This is a genomic window from Erwinia sp. 009765445 (genome assembly GCF_058137865.1).
In genome coordinates, this window is the sequence record NZ_JBYUWC010000019.1 from 45,401 (window position 1) to 62,902 (window position 17,502).

Genomic DNA, 17,502 nt, shown 5'->3' on the forward strand with positions numbered 1-17,502 from the left:
GGAGAACTTTAGTTAATTCTGAAAATATCCCGATATGAAGATGATGTTCTCCAGGCCGAACCCTTCAGGGTTCGGTTTTTTTTGTCATGATGAGTGATATCCCAAATTTCAAATAGTCATTTTACGCGGTGATGTTTCACAATATTGCGTATTTCTTATTGTTAAAGCCATTCGAAATATCAGGTCTGGGGGGTATTTAATCTGGCTGGTGGTTTTTCTTTTTAATTTAACTCAAATAATGCACGTTGGGAAAAATAACAAGGTAATTATTATGTTGAGTTAATGTTTGTATTGAATGCTTCAGGAACGCCTTTCGGTGATGATAATGAACTAATTTGATTTATGTCGACTTCATTTTACCTCGCAGGTTATTATATTGTTCGCGTAGTGAAAATAGTAAAGAACTTTAATTGTTACTCTCTAATGTTGAACTTTTCTTAATAGATTTTTCCCGGAAAATTAAGTTTTTCTTACAGGTATAATCAGACTCCAACATAAATTTAAGATTTTTTTAAATTCTGGGTTTATCCAGTATCTGGAATGTTTTTTGTTGCTAATTAACGCCTTTAATGGTGTAGGTTCTGGTTAAATATCATCAGCCATGGGTTTGCTAATTATTACCAAAAAATAAAGGCGGGATTTAATGAACAATAAAAAAGGCAAGGCTAATATAAAAGCATTATCATCTTGTATTGCTCTGGCAATCAGTCATGGTGCCATGGCTGATAACCCAATTATCTCCAGGTCCGCAGCCGTTTCTGATGCCTGCCCGGCCGATCCTTCCAGACTGAGTCCTGAAGAATATGCCTCATTGCCTGCTGAATGCCAGGTTGAGAAAAGTGCCTCGCAGTGGGCAGTGGAACATGCCGTGCCGCTCAGCGCGGCGGGCATCGCGGCAGTAGCGGCAACCATTGCGGTAGTCAGCAGCGGAGGGGGCGGATCCTCCGGTCATCACTCTTCTTCAGACTCTGCTCCGGACTCACAGCCAGAACCGCAAACTGACCCGGATTCACAGCAGCCGGACCCCGATCTTCAGCCCTCACCGGATTCACCGCAGCAGCCTGATGCTGCCAGCCCGTGGAAAGAGTGGAAGGTGGGGGAAACGCTCTCCGGGGATGGCCGTGAAAACCGGCTTGAGAGTGACGTCGCGGCGGGTGCAGGTACTGTAGGGCAACTGATTACTGGTAACAACACCGTTACCACTGTTACCGGGAATACCAGCGTCAGTGAGGGTGGAAAGGGCACGGTCGTTGAAGGAGACAACACCAGCACCATCATTGATGGTTACAGCGTTGTTAGTGGCGAAGGATCTGCCGGTCTGGTCGTTAATGGCAACGGTGCCAGCGTCAGGCAGAATGGCGATCTGGAGATCGATGGCGGAACGGGGATTGCTGTTAGCGGTAACAACGCCAGAATTAAACTGAATGGGGATATGACTGTCGATGCTGGTGGAACTGGGCTTCTGGTTACCGGAGAGGACAACGCGGTGGCGCAGAACGGCAGTCTGCAGGTGACCGGTGGGGCAACAGGGATAAATATGCTGGGCAACCGTGCCGTCCTGAACAACACGGGTAATATCACGGTACGTGATTCCGATTCAGTAGGGCTGAAAATCAGCTCGGATAATGCCTCGCTGAATGATAATGGCAATATTTATGTATCGGACAGCGCCACCGGTATTTTGCTGAGCGGTAGTCACAATCAGGTTACTCTGGATGGCACCGTGTCCCTTAACTTCAAGGGAAATAAATATCCGCAGCCCGATAATAAAAACTGGCAAAAAGGTGTGGTGGTCAATGGTTCAGATAACACCATGGCCATAACTGGTGGCCTGAATCTTAACTACGCGGGCCGTGAGTATGTTGAGGAAGCTTTACAGAGTCACAATGTCAGTGTCTATGCTCTGGATGTCGCGGGTGAAAATAATACTATTACTCTGGGGGGCGCGTCTGACGTCACCGTTACTGGTACCTTCTCTCCCTACAGTCGTATGCTGGGGTATATCAACGTCACCGGCAAGGGCAATACATTTTTGCTGGATGATGACAGCGAACTGAATTTCTATGCACACGATATAGTCCCCGCCGCGACTGGAGCGGATATTTCCGCGATATTTATAGATGGTTCCACGCTGATAAACAAAGGTTCGATTGTTATTTCACGGGGTGGGGGTAAGACAATATCCGGTGCCAATGCGACCATTATAAATAATGGAGACTTAAGCTTTCGTACGGCACAGGTGCAGGAAATAAGGTCTTCCTCGCTGGTCTGGCTTGAAGGCTCGCAATTTCAGAATGGAAGTGACGGATTGCTGGATGTAGTGTCAGTTCAGGATGCGGTGAACAGCCTGCATTACTATCCCGAAAAAGAGTCGATTGATTATCTCTCTGGCCTCTATGGCGTCAACGCCGTGGACAGTTCAGCACTTAATGAGGGCACCATCAACGTCAGGGGGCAGAATGCTTATGGGATGGCCGCTGGTAATAATGGGACTGCCACTAATAACGGCCTGATATCGCTCAATGCTATGTCAAATGACCTGGACGGCGATGGCAATGTTATTTATGAAACGGGCCTGTGGAACCAGGCAACCGACTACCGCCGTGGCATTGCCATGCTGGCAAACTCACCCACATCGGTGGTCATCAACTCAGGTGAGATTTCGGTCAACAATGCCGGAATGGGCATGGTGGCCAGCGACGGCACGGCGATAAATCGCGGGGTGATTACCCTGACGTCGGATAATGCGGATGCGGATGCGCTGTATGCCATGGCGGCAGTGAATAATGGCATGGCGCTGAACGATACCGATGGCGTAATTAATATCAACACCGATAAAGGTTACGCATTTTACTCCGAGGGTAACGGCCGGATAATCAACCGTGGAACGGTGAATCTGAGCGGTACGGCAATCACCAACACCGACAACAACTGGGGCAGTGTGGACACGCCTTTCACCGGTGATTTTCTTGATAACACGGTGATTACTGCGGCTGGAGATACGCAGACGATAACGGCCAGTGGTTCGGGTGGCAGATGGTATCTTTCTGCGAATGTCGATAATGACGGCAGCGTCACTTATTCCCGTACGCTAACGGCTGCGGGCTGGCTGCAAAACAGTGGTCAGCTCGCTTCGACCAGTGCCGTGACCTCTGCAGAGATCAATAATACCGGCACGCTGAACGCCAACAGTGTCACCACCACCGACAGCCTGTTGAACAGCGGCAGCGTTACCTCAGCAAAACTGACCAGCGCCAACCTGCATAACCATGGCAGCATCACTGCCGATGCGCTCAATGTGACGGGCAACCTGGTCAACTATAAAGATGGGGCGATCGCTACCGGTCAGATTAACGGCACCAGCAATACCAACAACCTGGTCAACCAGGGCGAAATTACCGGCACGAAGGACGGAGCAGCCGTAATCAGTGGAGCGTTAGTGGTTTATAACGAAGCGGGTGGCATTATCCGCAATACGGGCAGCACAGTGGACGGCAGTGCTAACTCATTGATCAATATTACCTACACACTGGACAGCCTTAACCTGTACAACCGTGGTGAACTGATCGCCAGTAACGGTTATAACGCTATCAGTCTGGCGGCCACTAATGCCAACAACGCCATCAAATGGTTGTACAACACCGAAACCGGAAAAATCAGTGGCGATTCTCCCGTTAATCCATTGATCAACCTGACCCGGGGCTACGGCTTCCTTAATGCCGGAGAAATTAACGTCACCGGTGATAACGCCGTTGCCATAGGCATGGGGGCCTCAAATTACAATGTTTATGCGGTGAATGCCGGAGTGATTAACGTCGGCACCAAAGAAGGCAAAGCGAATGGCACTAATGGCACCGGGCTGGTGGGGATCCTGGCTCAGGGCAGCGGTAACATCATCAACAACACCCTTGATGGGGTGATCAACGTCTGGGCCAATGACTCGGTGGCCTTCGCCAGTATCAGCACCAGTGCCAAAATCTACAACAACGGGAGAGTCAATCTGAAGTGCGAAAGCGGTTGTGGCATTTTTCAGGATGGCGTCAGCGGACAGAAAGGGAGCGACACACCGGTTCCCACACCGGACAGCACACCCACTATTTCCATCCCCAAATTACCTGCTGACAGCCCGCTGCGCCTGTCCAGTTATGTGATCGGGACTAACAGTGATGGCACGGCGGGCACGTTGTCTGCACGTAGCCTGGTGATTGATAACGATGTGACGGTGGATACCGGTTTTGCCAGCAGCACATCAGCCAAGGCCGTGACTTTCAGCAATGTGATCCAGGCGGACAGCATCAGCGGAGAGCAAAATATCGGCTCTGAAAGCGTGGTGTGGAAGGCCAGCCCCAGCAAAAACGCTCAGGGCAATGTCGACGTGACCATGAGTAAAAATGATTATGCATCGGTTGCCGGTGCCAGCGTGCACAGCGTGGCAGCGGCGCTGGACAACGGCTATACCAACAACAGCCTGTTCAGCAGTCTGAACCTTGCCACTTCTGGCGAACTGACCAGCGCGCTGAAGCAGATCTCCGGCAGCCAGGCGACAAATCTGAACCGCGAAACCCGTATCCTCGGCGAACGTTTCAGCAGGTTGGCGGAAACGGCCCCGGGATTGCTGAGAGCGGCCTGTCATTTAACGTGGTGGCACAGGGCGACAGGCGTGCTGAGATGGATAACCAGGTCAGCTACGACATGATGGCGCTGGGCCAGCAGTTTGACACCGGGCTGGGCAAACTGACGGCGACCTGGGGCATGGCTCGCCTGACCGGCAACGGTGGTAACGACAGCACCCGCGCGGGCGACAACGGTCTGACCGGTGGCTACGGCCAGTTTATGGGGTTGACCCACAGCCTGCCGCTGACGGCGGACATCAATTGGGACAACAGTCTGCGCTACGACCAGTATCAGCTGGAAAGCCGTCGCCACCTCAACTTCGCTGGTGTGAACCGTGTCGCCAGCACTTCCGGCAGCCGGCAGTATCTTGAGTTTCGCAGCCAGGGAACGAAGCAGTTTGAGCTGAACGAAGGCGTTACGCTGGCACCGTACGCGGGCATGAAAATGCGCCATTACAAGGTTGATGGCTACAGTGAGCACGGCGCGGGTGACTTCAACCTGACCATGAGCAGTTACAGTGAAACTGCGGTGGATGCAGTGGCCGGGATGACGCTGGACTATGCGGGTGACAACGGCTGGGCGGCCAGCCTGCGCCTTGAAGCGGATCCGAACCTGAGCAGCCATGCCACGCAGGCGCAGGCTTCGCTGCAGGGGCTGTCCGGCCAGCGTTTCAACGTCGACAACAACAGGAAGTCGGGTGGCCTGAACGGCCAGGCGGTGGCAGGTGTGAATTATCAGCAGCACAACACCACCATGGGATTCAATGCTTACCAGTGGAAGGAGGACAGCGCGAGCGACAAGGGCTTTATGCTCAACGTAAGCCGCAGTTTCTGATCCAAACCGCTCCGGTCTGCGGGCCGGAGAAAATGCACACCAGGGAATCACAAAAAATACACCGTAATAAATACGGGTCTCACCGGGCTGGCGAGCAGCACTGTCGCCAGCCTGTTCCGGATGTGATTGTTAAACGAAGGATGACAAAATGAAAGTGACAGACCAGGATCGGGCAGCCTCTCTGCTGAAACAGCAGCGAAAAAATCTGCTGAAGATGTATCAGGCGCTGGAACAGGGAAGGGAGCAGATAGAAAGGGTGTATCAGAAGCTGCCAGAAAACAAAGCATGGGTGACGCAGGCGCTGTTAACAGAATGACTGACGCCGCTTGCGGCGGGCATTTACTGCCAGACCAATAAAAAACGCTCCCGTGATGGGAGCGTTGTTACCTCAGCGGTTGCTTAAGCCAGCAGATGCTGAGCATGGAACCGCAGATGGTCTTCCACAAAGCTGGCGATAAAGAAGTAGCTGTGATCGTAGCCAGGCTGGATGCGCACGGTTAACGGATAGCCTTTCTCACTGGCGATCGCTTCCAGCCGCTCGGGATGCAGTTGATCGGCGAGGAACTGGTCGGTGTCGCCCTGATCGATCAGCATCGGCACTTTCGCCGTTGTCTGTTGCATCAGCCAGCAGCTGTCATACTCGCGCCAGGCCAGGCTGTTCTCACCCAGATAAGCGGTGAAGGCTTTTTGTCCCCACGGGACTTCTGCCGGGTTCACGATTGGTGCAAAAGCAGAAACCGAAGTAAATTTCTGCGGATTACGCAGCCCGAGCATAATCGCGCCATGGCCGCCCATCGAATGGCCCATAATCGCCTGACGATCGCTGACGTGGAAATTACTGGCGATAAGCCGGGGCAGCTCCTCATTCAGATAATCGTACATGCGAAAATGCCGATCCCACGGTGCCTGGGTGGCATTCAGATAAAATCCCGCTCCCTGGCCGAGATCGTAGCCATTATCGTTGGGTACGCCTTCTCCACGCGGGCTGGTGTCTGGCATCACCAGTATCACTCCCAGCTCCGCTGCCACGCGCTGCGCGCCGGATTTGGTGGAGAAGTTCTCGTCGGTGCAGGTCAGTCCGGCGAGGAAAAACAGCACCGGCGGCGGCGTATCACGCTTTGGCCCTGGCAGAAAAATGCTGAAGGTCATGGCACAATTCAGCGTGGCGGACGGGTGGCGGTAGCGCTGCTGCCAGCCGCCAAACAGGCGATGTTCTTCCAGTAGCTCCAGAGTGGATGCCATCAATCCTCCTGATTATTTGTTGAAATGTACCACGGAACGAATCGATTTCCCTTCATGCATCAAATCGAAGGCTTCATTAATTTCTTCCAGCGGCATAGTGTGGGTGATGAAATCGTTCAGCTGGAACTCGCCGTCCATATAGCGCTGCACGATGCCCGGCAGCTGGGAACGGCCTTTCACGCCGCCGAATGCGGAGCCGCGCCACACGCGACCGGTGACCAACTGGAACGGGCGGGTGGCGATCTCTTCACCGGCACCGGCCACGCCGATAATCACGGATTCGCCCCAGCCTTTGTGGCAGCACTCCAGCGCGGAACGCATCACGTTGACGTTGCCGATGCACTCGAAGGAAAAGTCCACGCCGCCGTCGGTCATTTCCACAATCACATCCTGAATCGGCTTGTCGAAGTCTTTTGGATTGATCAGATCTGTGGCACCCAGTTTGGTCGCAAGATCGTACTTGCTGGTGTTGAGATCGATACCGATGATGCGGCCGGCTTTCGCCATTTTCGCGCCGATGATAGCCGACAGGCCAATGCCACCCAGACCAAAGATGGCCACAGTGTCGCCCTCTTTCACTTTGGCAGTATTCATCACGGCGCCCATGCCGGTGGTGACGCCGCAACCCAGCAGGCACACTTCTTCCAGCGGCGCTTCTTTGCTGATTTTCGCCAGTGAAATTTCCGGGATCACGGTGTACTCGGAGAAGGTTGAGGTTCCCATGTAATGGAAGATTGGCTTGCCATCTTTAAAGAAGCGGGTGGTACCGTCCGGCATCAGGCCTTTACCCTGAGTGGTGCGGATTGCCTGGCAGAGGTTGGTTTTGCCGGACAGACAGAATTTACATTTGCCACATTCCGGGGTGTACAGCGGGATCACATGATCGCCAACCGCCACGCTGGTGACACCTTCGCCGACCGCTTCAACGATACCACCGCCTTCGTGGCCGAGAATTGCCGGGAACACGCCTTCAGGATCTTTACCGGACAGGGTGTAGGCATCCGTATGGCACACGCCGGTGGCGACGATACGGACCAGCACTTCGCCTTTCTGCGGCGGCATCAGATCAACTTCTTCAATTGAAAGAGGTTCACCGGCAGCCCAGGCAACTGCGGCGCGAGTTTTAATCATTTGCATGTTTTTTCCTTTAGGTGTGATCCGCTATGGTCAGAAAACAGTGTTGTAAGTATGGACGAATTTTCAGTCGGCTAAGGCTTCGCTGGCGTCAGCGGCTTGATCAAACTGGCCGATAATAAGGTATTTCAGGGCTTTGATATTCGGCGTGAAGGCATCGCGCCGCCACACCAGGAAGGTGGCGGTCTCGCTGACATCAGCGGGGATCTTATGGCGCTGGATACGTTCAGCGGCTGGCAGCTGAGCCAGCACCGACTCCGGCAGCAGCGCCAGCCCGGCCCCGCTGGCCACGCAGGCCAGCATGGCGTGATAAGACTGGATCTCCATAAAAGTGCCGGGTTGAACGCCCGCGCTGCGGAACCAGTTTTCAAAGCGCAGGCGATAGGAGCAGCTCGGCTTGAATGCGAAAAGCGTATCGCCAGCCGCATCTGCAGGTTGCATGATGGGCGCATGGCTGAGGCTGGAGATCAGCACCATCCGCTCGTCAAAGGCTTTGCAGCTGTTCAGTTCATTAACGTTAACCGGCCCGTCGGCCAGCGCGGCTGACAACGTTCCCTCACGCACACGCTCAATAATCTCGCCAGAAGTGCCGGTGATCAAAGACAGGGTGACGTTGGGGTGTTGCTGATGGTACGCGGAAAGCAGTGCCGGCAGCCGGGTGGCGGCCGTGCTCTCCATTGAACCCAACGCAAAATTCCCGCCGGGTTCGCCACTGTGCGTCATACTCAATGCTTCTTCGCTCAGGGCCAGAATACGCTGGGCATAGCAGAGAAAATTATGGCCGACTGGCGACAGGCGCAGACGCTGCTTCTCGCGGATAAACAGATCGGTGCCCAGCTCCTGTTCCAGTTGGCGCAGGCGCGTGGTCAGGTTGGACGGCACGCGATGCAGCAGCTCCGCGGCACGTGCCAGCGAACCCGTTTCGGCCACCGAACAGAACATTTTCAGCTGGGTCAGATCCATTATTCTCTTACCGTAAGCAACTTGGTCATTATTATTCACTTTCCGTGAGTTTAACCTTCAGGCAGGATACTGGCAACACTTACCGGCAACGATGCCGGTCTTCGCTCATTCAGGTTAAGGAGTAGGGTATGGCTTTTCGCGTGGCGTTGAGCGCATTTATCGCACTGGTAGTGGCAATGGGGATCGGGCGATTTGCCTTCACTCCTCAGGTACCGCTGATGATTGGTGAGCATCAGCTGTCGCTGACCAGCGCGGCTGTGGTGGCGGCTTTTAACTATCTCGGTTATCTCTGCGGGTCTTATGATGCGATGCGGGCGACCCGGCATGTTGAACGTCGACTGCAGGTTGGAATCTGGGGCGCGGTGATCCTGACATTGCTTTCGGCCTGCGTTTCCGGCCCGTGGCTGCACGGTATTATCCGCTTCTTTATCGGCTGGGCCAGCGGCTGGGGTATGGTGCTGATTGCCGCCTGGAGCAACGAGCAACTTCACAAGCATGGCCGCCCCGGACTGAGCGCAGCGGTGTTTACCGGGCCGGGCACCGGGATTTTCCTCAGCGGAATGCTGGCGTGGATCTTACACACCCAGAGCGTCAGTGCCGCCTGGGCCTGGAGTGCTTATGGCGTGCTGGCGCTGGTTTTGGTGGCGCTGGTGGCGCGTAACCTGCCGCGCAAAGGCGAGCTGCACCGGCCGGAAGTGGCTCCGGAACCGCTGGTATTAACTACAGGGCTGAAAAAGCTGGTCTGGAGCTACAGCCTGGCGGGGTTTGGCTACATCCTGCCCGCGACTTTCCTGTCCCAGCTGGCCGTGTCGCGCTTTCCCGGCAGCCCGTTCTCGCAGTTTGTCTGGCCGATTTTCGGCGGTGCAGCGGTTATCGGCATTGGGCTGGGCATTCTCACGCGGCACCTTGGTCACGCCAATATGCGGCTGGCTGTCACCCTGTGGATCCAGGCACTGGGCGTATTCTGTGCCGATCTGGTTCCTGGTATCAGTGGGCTGGTATTGGGTGCGGTATTTATCGGTGGCGGCTTCCTTTGCGTGGTGCAACTCTCTCTGCAATATGCCCGTGAGCTGGCACCGCAGCATACCCGCTATATGGCCGGATTGCTGACCACCGGCTATGCCGTCGGGCAACTTGTGGGACCGCTGTTATCCGCCATTTCAACGGCCTTAACGCATCAGCTGGAACCGGCGTTGTACGTGGCCGGGGCAGGGCTGGTGGTGGCCGGGATGCTGGTGTGGCGGCGCGATCCGGCGGCTGTGTGAAACTGTTTCACGGTCGTTTAAATTGATTCACTGGATTAACGGCGCGTTGTGTACCAAAATACCGCCTCAGAATTTATGCCGGTCCCGTCCGGGATCGGAGTATTACCTGCCGGAGAAGAGATCGCCATGGCTACGTTAAGTCAGGAAGCCACACTCGTACACGATGCGCTGCTTGCCCGTGGACTGGAAACCCCGTTACGCTCGCCTGCGCGTGAAATGGATGACGAAACCCGTAAGCGTCTGATTGCCGGACATATGACCGAGATAATGCAGTTGCTGAATCTCGATCTCGAAGACGACAGCCTGCGTGAGACGCCGCATCGCATTGCCAAAATGTATGTCAACGAGGTTTTCTCGGGGCTGGATTACGCCAACTTCCCAAAAATCACCGTCATTGAAAACAAGATGAAGGTGGATGAGATGGTGACGGTGCGGGATATCACCCTGACCAGCACCTGTGAGCACCATTTTGTGATCATCGACGGCAAAGCCACCGTGGCTTATATCCCGAAAGACAAAGTGATTGGCCTGTCGAAGATCAACCGTATCGTGCAGTTCTTCTCGTCACGTCCGCAGGTTCAGGAACGTCTGACCCAGCAGATCCTGGTGGCGCTGCAGACCCTGCTCGGCACCAACAACGTGGCGGTTTCCATTGATGCCGTTCACTACTGCGTGAAAGCGCGTGGTATTCGTGATGCGACCAGCGCCACCACCACCACTTCACTGGGTGGCCTGTTCAAGTCGAGCCAGAATACCCGTCAGGAATTCCTGCGCGCCGTCCGCCACAGCTAATCTTCACTGGATCCCAGAATGCCGCGCATCCATACGCTGGATTTTATCCGGGGGCTCGCCATTCTGGGGATCCTGCTGCTCAATATTATTGCCTTCGGGTTGCCCCACGCCGCCTACCTTAATCCTGCCTGGCACGGTCAGCCTTCACTGCATGATGCCTGGAGCTGGGCGATTGTCGATCTGTTTGCTCAAATCAAATTCCTCGCGCTGTTTGCCCTGCTGTTTGGTGCCGGGTTGCAGATGCTGCTACCGCGTGGCAAACGCTGGCTGCAGGCGCGGCTGACCTGGCTGGTACTGTTTGGCTTTATTCACAGCATCTTGCTGTGGGATGGCGATATCCTGCTGGATTACGGCCTGATTGGGCTGGTGGTCTGGCGGATGATCCGGGATGTCGGCTCCTGCCGACAGCTGTTCAATACTGGCGTGCTGCTGTATATCATCGGCAGCTGTACGCTGCTGGTGCTGGGTATGGCTTCAGGGCATCAGGCCAACAGTTCGTGGCTGCCAGATTTCGCTGAAGTACAGTTTGAGACGTTCTGGAAAACGCGCGGCGGCTGGGAAGCCATTATCAACCGGCTGGATCTGTTCTCATCGGGTCTGATCTCACTGGCGGTGCAGTATGGCTGGCAGCTGGCGGGACTGATGATGATTGGCGCGGCGCTGATGCGCAGCGGCTGGCTGCGGGGCACCTTCAGCCAGGTGCATTACCGTCGTACTGCGCTGATGCTGATTGGCACCGCCTGGCTGATTCAGATCCCAGGCATTTATCTGCAATGGATAACCGGCTGGGACTTTCGCTGGGCAGGATTTTTTCTGCAGCTGCCGCCGGAGCTGGGTGCACCGCTGCAGGCCGTGGGCTATGCCGCGCTATGCTTCGGTTACTGGCCAACGCTTTCCCGCCTGAAAATCACCCATGCCGTCAGCTGTGTCGGGCGCATGGCGCTGACTAACTATCTGCTGCAGACGGTGATCTGCACAACGCTGTTCAACCGGCTGGGCTGGTTCAGCCAGCTTGACCGGCTGCAGCTGCTGGTCGTGGTGCCGGTAGTCTGGCTGATCAATATCCTGTTCTCTGTGCTGTGGCTGCGTTATTTCCGTCAGGGGCCGATGGAATGGCTCTGGCGTAAGCTGACCGTGCTGGGGGGCGGGCAGCCGCTGGAAAAAAGCCCGTCCTGATGATGACGGCGGTCACAAATGTTGCAGAATTGTATGTAACCGTTTTCATTGGTGTGACGAGATTCACGTAGCCCCGCCTCAGCCCCTGCCAGAATAGCCGCCAGACATACTGGGTCAGGAACGGCTATGCAACTTTTAATTTCCTCTGGTAAACAACCATGATTACCATCCGCGATGTGGCCCGGGAGGCCGGAGTGTCGGTGGCAACGGTGTCGCGCGTGCTGAATAACAGCAGCGCGGTGACGCCGGAAACCCGTGAGATGGTGCTGAGCATCGTTGACTCACTGGGTTACCGGCCTAATGCCAACGCGCAGGCGCTGGCTTCGCAGGTCAGTGACACGATTGGCGTGGTGGTGATGGATGTGTCCGATCCCTTCTTTGGCGCGCTGGTTAAGGCGGTTGATACCGTCGCCCAGCGCATGCAAAAACATGTCCTTATCAACAACTCTTACCATCAGGCCGACAAAGAGCGCCACGCCATTGAGGTGCTGATCCGTCAGCGCTGCAACGCGCTGGTGGTGCATGCCAAGGCGCTGGGGGACGAAGAACTCGCCTCGCTGATGGACCAGGTGCCGGGAATGGTGTTAATCAACCGGGTAGTGCCAGGTTATGCCCATCGCTGCGTTTGCCTTGATAACGTCAGTGGCGCGCTGATGGCGACAAGAATGCTGCAGCAGCAGGGGCATCAGCGCATAGGCTATCTCGGTTCCAGCCACCCGATTGAAGATGTGGACCAGCGCCGGACGGGCTGGCGACAGGCGCTGGCAGAGCAGGACATCACGCCGCCGGAAAGCTGGGTCGCCAGTGCCGAGCCTGATATGCAGGGCGGGGAAGCTGCAATGGTGGAACTGCTGGGGCGTAACCTGCACCTGACGGCGGTCTTTGCCTATAACGACAGCATGGCTGCCGGTGCGCTGGCCGCGCTGAAAGACAACGGTATTGCGGTGCCACAGCATTTATCGGTGATCGGCTTCGATGATATTCCAATTTCGCGTTACACCGACCCACAGTTGACCACCGTACGCTACCCCATTGTTTCTATGGCAAAACTTGCTACTGAACTGGCCCTCAAAGGGGCAGCAGGGTTGCTGGATGACAGCGCCCAGCACTGCTTTATGCCGACGCTGGTTCGTCGCCATTCGGTCGCTTCTCGTCAAAGTGTGGAGCCCGTCACTAACCCGAGCGATTCAGCGGTGTAACCGTTTTCAATTTGTGAGTAAATTCACAGTTAATTAACATCGCCTTCCTTATGATGACAGCCAGTTGACCAGGATGAAACATTATGTAACGCGGGACAATCCCATTGAACCGCAAGTTTCAGCCTCCGTGAAACAGTTCATTACACAGCGTTCAGGACAGCGGTACTGTACAGGGAAGTCGGGTTTTGTTTTAACAAATAGTCGGCTTTGCGTAACGTTGTTGCAACATTATCGCCTCGCCGGAAATTAACGTCCCGCCCGCCATGATGGCGTGACGCTGAGTACGACCCTACAAAAAAACCGGAGATAATATGAAGAAGGCTTTCACCCTCACCGCCCTGGTTGCCAGCATGATGTTCGGTGCAACAGCTCACGCAGCGGATACCCGTATCGGCGTGACCATTTACAAATACGATGACAACTTTATGTCCGTCGTGCGTAAAGATATTGAGAAAGAGGCAAAAAACAGCCCGGACGTTCAGCTACTGATGAACGACTCGCAGAACAGCCAGTCAACCCAGAATGACCAGGTTGACGTGATGGTAGCGAAGGGCGTTAAGGCGCTGGCAATCAACCTGGTCGACCCGGCTGCGGCTGCGGTGGTGATCAGCAAAGCGAAAGCGAACGATATCCCGGTCGTGTTCTTCAACAAAGAACCGACGGCGAAAGCGCTGGCCAGCTATGACAAAGCCTATTACGTTGGAACCGACTCTAAAGAGTCCGGCGTGAAGCAGGGTGAACTGATCGAGAAACACTGGAAAGCTAATGCTAACTGGGACCTGAACAAAGACGGCGTGATCCAGTTCGTTCTGCTGAAAGGCGAGCCGGGCCACCCGGATGCTGAAGCCCGTACCAAATACGTGATCGACACGCTGAACAAAGACGGTCTGAAAACGCAGCAGCTGCATCTGGATACCGCCATGTGGGATACCGCTCAGGCAAAAGACAAGATGGATGCATGGTTGTCCGGTCCTAACGGCAACAAAATCGAAGTGGTTATTGCCAACAACGATGCGATGGCAATGGGCGCAGTTGAAGCGCTGAAAGCGCACAACAAATCCAGCGTTCCGGTCTTTGGTGTCGATGCCCTGCCAGAAGCGCTGGCGCTGGTGAAATCCGGTGCGATGGCCGGTACCGTGCTGAACGATGCACAAAACCAGGCGAAAGCTACCTTCGACATGGCGAAAAACCTGGCAGCAGGCAAACCAGCCACCGAAGGCACCAACTACAAGCTTGACGGCAAAGTCGTCCGTGTTGCCTATGTGCCAGTAGATAAAGATAACCTGGCGCAGATCGCGAAATAACCGGTGTGGGCGCAGCCTCCCGCTGCGCCCTTTTCCGGACCTGCCATCAGCGTCCGGTTTCAAGTAACGAGAAGCCAGGTAGAATTATGGGCAGTGATAAAGTGCAAACTCAGCGCGACTATCTGCTGGAAATGACCGACGTCAGCAAATCGTTTCCCGGCGTCAAAGCGTTAGACAACGTGAATTTAAAAATCCGCCCTCATTCGGTTCATGCCCTGATGGGTGAGAACGGCGCGGGGAAATCCACGTTATTAAAATGCCTGTTTGGTATCTACAGTAAAGACACGGGAAGCATCGTTTTCCAGGGCAAGGAAATCGATTTTAAAAGTTCGAAAGAAGCGCTGGAAAATGGCGTTTCCATGGTACATCAGGAATTAAACCTGGTATTGCAACGCACGGTGATGGATAACATGTGGCTGGGGCGTTATCCGCGCAAAGGTTTTTTTGTCGATCAGGACAAAATGTACCGCGACACCAAAGCCATTTTTGATGAACTGGATATTGATATCGATCCGCGAGACAAAGTGGTTACGCTTTCCGTTTCGCAGATGCAGATGATCGAAATTGCTAAAGCGTTTTCCTATGATGCGAAAATTGTCATCATGGATGAACCGACGTCTTCATTAACGGAGAAAGAAGTGAACCATCTGTTCACTATTATCCGTAAACTGAAAGATCGCGGCTGCGGCATCGTTTATATCTCGCATAAAATGGAAGAGATCTTCCAGCTGTGTGATGAAATTACCATCCTTCGTGACGGCCAGTGGATTGCCACCCAGCCGCTGGAAGGGCTGGATATGGATAAGATCATTGCCATGATGGTAGGGCGTTCGCTCAGCCAGCGTTTCCCGGATAAGACCAATGTTCCTGGTGAAACCATCCTGGAAGTGCGCAACCTGACCTCGCTGCGCCAGCCGTCGATCCGCGATATCTCCTTCGATCTGCGCAAGGGCGAGATCCTCGGTGTGGCCGGTCTGGTGGGCGCCAAGCGTACCGATATTGTGGAAACCCTGTTTGGTATCCGCGAAAAGTCAGGCGGCACCATTAAGCTGCACGGCAAAAAGATCAATAACCACAGCGCCAACGAAGCGATTAACCATGGCTTTGCCCTGGTAACAGAAGAGCGACGGGCCACCGGGATCTATGCCTTTTTAGATATCGGTTTTAACTCGCTGATTTCAAATATCCGTAAATATAAAAACAGCGTCGGCCTGCTGGATAACAGCCGGATGAAGAGCGACACCCAATGGGTGATTGACTCCATGCGGGTGAAAACACCGGGGCACAGAACGTCTATTGGTTCTTTATCCGGTGGGAACCAGCAGAAAGTCATTATTGGCCGCTGGTTATTAACTCAGCCGGAAATTCTGATGCTGGATGAACCAACTCGTGGGATTGACGTCGGTGCGAAATTTGAAATTTATCAGCTGATTTCTGAACTGGCGAAGAAAGAGAAGGGCATCATTATTATTTCTTCCGAAATGCCGGAACTTTTAGGCATTACCGACAGGATCCTGGTAATGAGTAACGGCATGGTTGCGGGCATTGTTGAAACCAAAACGACTACGCAAAACGAAATTTTACGTTTGGCATCGAAGCACCTTTAATGAGGTAAGGGCTGTTACCATGAAAGCTGTGAATAAAAAAAGTGCGCTCACCTGGTTAAAAGAGGGCGGGATATATGTTGTGTTGCTGGTTCTGCTGGCAATAATTATCTTCCAGGACCCGACATTTTTAAGCTTAATGAACCTGAGTAATATTTTAACCCAGTCTTCAGTGCGTATTATTATCGCGCTGGGCGTTGCCGGGTTAATTGTCACCCAGGGGACTGACCTGTCAGCGGGTCGCCAGGTCGGTCTGGCGGCGGTCGTGGCGGCAACGCTGCTGCAGGCAATGGATAACGCCAACAAAGTGTTCCCGCATCTGGATACGGTGCCCATTCCGGTGGTGATCCTGATTGTCTGCGTGATCGGCGGGGTGATTGGTCTGGTCAACGGCCTGATTATCGCTTATCTGAAGGTGACGCCGTTTATCACCACGCTGGGCACGATGATTATCGTTTACGGCATTAACTCTCTGTATTACGACTATGTGGGTGCTTCACCAATTGCCGGTTTTGACGAGAAGTTTTCGACCTTTGCCCAGGGCTTTATCCGCTTTGGCGACTTTAAGCTGTCGTACATAACCTTCTATGCCGCCATTGCGATCTTCTTTGTCTGGATCCTGTGGAACAAGACCCGCTTTGGTAAAAACATCTTTGCTATCGGCGGTAATCCGGAAGCGGCGAAGGTGTCAGGTGTGAACGTAAACTTCAACCTGATCCTGATTTATGCGCTGTCTGGCGTGTTTTATGCCTTCGGTGGGATGCTGGAAGCGGGGCGAATCGGCTCAGCAACCAACAACCTGGGCTTTATGTACGAATTGGATGCGATTGCGGCCTGCGTGGTGGGCGGCGTGTCCTTTGCCGGTGGCGTGGGGACCGTGGCAGGGGTGGTGACCGGGGTGCTGATTTTCACCGTGATCAACTACGGTCTGACCTATATCGGTGTGAACCCATACTGGCAGTACATTATCAAGGGCGGCATCATAATCTTCGCGGTGGCGCTGGATTCCCTGAAGTACGCCCGTAAGAAGTAATTATTTCCGACGTAGAGCCAGAGGCCTGCCGCTTCTGGCTCTGTTACCCGTCAGTAACTCCTTCCATCCGCCCCTTAGAGCCACGGGCAGGATAAACGCACTTGCTCATTAGTCGGGTGATAGTCAGCCGCTACCTTTTTGAACTTACTTACCGTGCTGATTTTCCATTTTATTAAGTAGCCTTTGATCGGAAGAGAGCGTTTTCTTTGAAAGAGGGGCGATAAATGTGTCCCACTCTTTTTTTTCGTTTTTGGCAGAGGTGATGGCTTCATGTTCTGAAGGTGAAGTGTGCTCCTGCCCGACACATCCCATCAGTATCAGATATCAGAGACAAGAACCACA

Annotated in this window: 13 protein-coding genes; 10 read left to right on the forward strand and 3 right to left on the reverse strand. The window is 54.1% G+C overall.

Annotation, left to right across the window (positions count from 1 at the left end; translation table 11 throughout):
* Positions 1 to 643 precede the first annotated feature (643 nt).
* From AC3Y5R_RS19270 to AC3Y5R_RS19280, 3 genes are all read left to right on the forward strand, one after another.
* On the forward strand, positions 644 to 4,696 hold the full coding sequence (locus tag AC3Y5R_RS19270) for a beta strand repeat-containing protein (protein WP_489922667.1): 4,053 nt from the start codon (positions 644 to 646) through the stop codon (positions 4,694 to 4,696).
* Positions 4,669 to 5,448, forward strand: coding sequence for an autotransporter outer membrane beta-barrel domain-containing protein (locus AC3Y5R_RS19275; RefSeq protein WP_489922668.1), 780 nt, complete (start codon positions 4,669 to 4,671; stop codon positions 5,446 to 5,448). Before AC3Y5R_RS19270 ends, AC3Y5R_RS19275 begins: the two co-directional genes overlap by 28 nt.
* Positions 5,449 to 5,596: 148 nt before the next feature.
* The gene (locus tag AC3Y5R_RS19280; protein WP_489922669.1) at positions 5,597 to 5,764 is read left to right on the forward strand and encodes a hypothetical protein; all 168 of its coding nucleotides are present in this window, start codon (positions 5,597 to 5,599) and stop codon (positions 5,762 to 5,764) included.
* A gap of 83 nt (positions 5,765 to 5,847) precedes the next feature.
* Here AC3Y5R_RS19280 and fghA read toward each other — a convergent pair whose 3' ends face one another.
* The 3 genes from fghA to ptrR all read right to left on the reverse strand — a co-directional run bounded on the left by fghA (position 5,848) and on the right by ptrR (position 8,787).
* The gene (gene fghA, locus AC3Y5R_RS19285; protein WP_489922670.1) at positions 5,848 to 6,690 is read right to left on the reverse strand and encodes an S-formylglutathione hydrolase; all 843 of its coding nucleotides are present in this window, start codon (positions 6,688 to 6,690) and stop codon (positions 5,848 to 5,850) included.
* Positions 6,691 to 6,702: 12 nt separating this feature from the next.
* The gene (locus AC3Y5R_RS19290) at positions 6,703 to 7,827 is read right to left on the reverse strand and encodes an S-(hydroxymethyl)glutathione dehydrogenase/class III alcohol dehydrogenase (RefSeq protein ID WP_489922671.1); all 1,125 of its coding nucleotides are present in this window, start codon (positions 7,825 to 7,827) and stop codon (positions 6,703 to 6,705) included.
* A 63-nt stretch (positions 7,828 to 7,890) separates the two neighbouring features.
* Positions 7,891 to 8,787, reverse strand: a complete 897-nt coding sequence (ptrR, locus tag AC3Y5R_RS19295; protein ID WP_489922672.1) for a putrescine utilization regulator PtrR — start codon at positions 8,785 to 8,787, stop codon at positions 7,891 to 7,893.
* A 128-nt stretch (positions 8,788 to 8,915) separates the two neighbouring features.
* Between ptrR and AC3Y5R_RS19300 the strand changes: the two genes are divergently transcribed.
* From AC3Y5R_RS19300 to mglC, 7 genes are all read left to right on the forward strand, one after another.
* Positions 8,916 to 10,052, forward strand: a complete 1,137-nt coding sequence (locus AC3Y5R_RS19300) for a YbfB/YjiJ family MFS transporter (RefSeq protein ID WP_489922673.1) — start codon at positions 8,916 to 8,918, stop codon at positions 10,050 to 10,052.
* Between the two features lie 126 nt (positions 10,053 to 10,178).
* Complete coding sequence (gene folE / locus AC3Y5R_RS19305; RefSeq protein ID WP_158785346.1) at positions 10,179 to 10,844, forward strand: GTP cyclohydrolase I FolE; 666 nt, start codon at positions 10,179 to 10,181, stop codon at positions 10,842 to 10,844.
* Between the two features lie 18 nt (positions 10,845 to 10,862).
* Complete coding sequence (gene yeiB, locus AC3Y5R_RS19310) at positions 10,863 to 12,020, forward strand: DUF418 domain-containing protein YeiB (RefSeq protein ID WP_489922674.1); 1,158 nt, start codon at positions 10,863 to 10,865, stop codon at positions 12,018 to 12,020.
* Positions 12,021 to 12,178: 158 nt separating this feature from the next.
* Positions 12,179 to 13,219 carry an HTH-type transcriptional regulator GalS gene (gene galS, locus AC3Y5R_RS19315; RefSeq protein WP_489922675.1) on the forward strand — a complete coding sequence of 347 codons (1,041 nt, stop codon included), beginning with the start codon at positions 12,179 to 12,181 and terminating at the stop codon, positions 13,217 to 13,219.
* Positions 13,220 to 13,530: 311 nt separating this feature from the next.
* Positions 13,531 to 14,523, forward strand: coding sequence for a galactose/glucose ABC transporter substrate-binding protein MglB (gene mglB / locus AC3Y5R_RS19320; protein WP_489922676.1), 993 nt, complete (start codon positions 13,531 to 13,533; stop codon positions 14,521 to 14,523).
* 86 nt (positions 14,524 to 14,609) lie between these two features.
* Entirely contained in the window at positions 14,610 to 16,130 is a 1,521-nt protein-coding gene (mglA, locus tag AC3Y5R_RS19325; protein WP_158783586.1) for a galactose/methyl galactoside ABC transporter ATP-binding protein MglA, read from the forward strand.
* A 19-nt stretch (positions 16,131 to 16,149) separates the two neighbouring features.
* A complete protein-coding gene (gene mglC, locus AC3Y5R_RS19330) occupies positions 16,150 to 17,160 on the forward strand; it encodes a galactose/methyl galactoside ABC transporter permease MglC (protein WP_158783585.1) in 1,011 nt (336 codons plus the stop codon).
* Positions 17,161 to 17,502 lie beyond the last annotated feature (342 nt).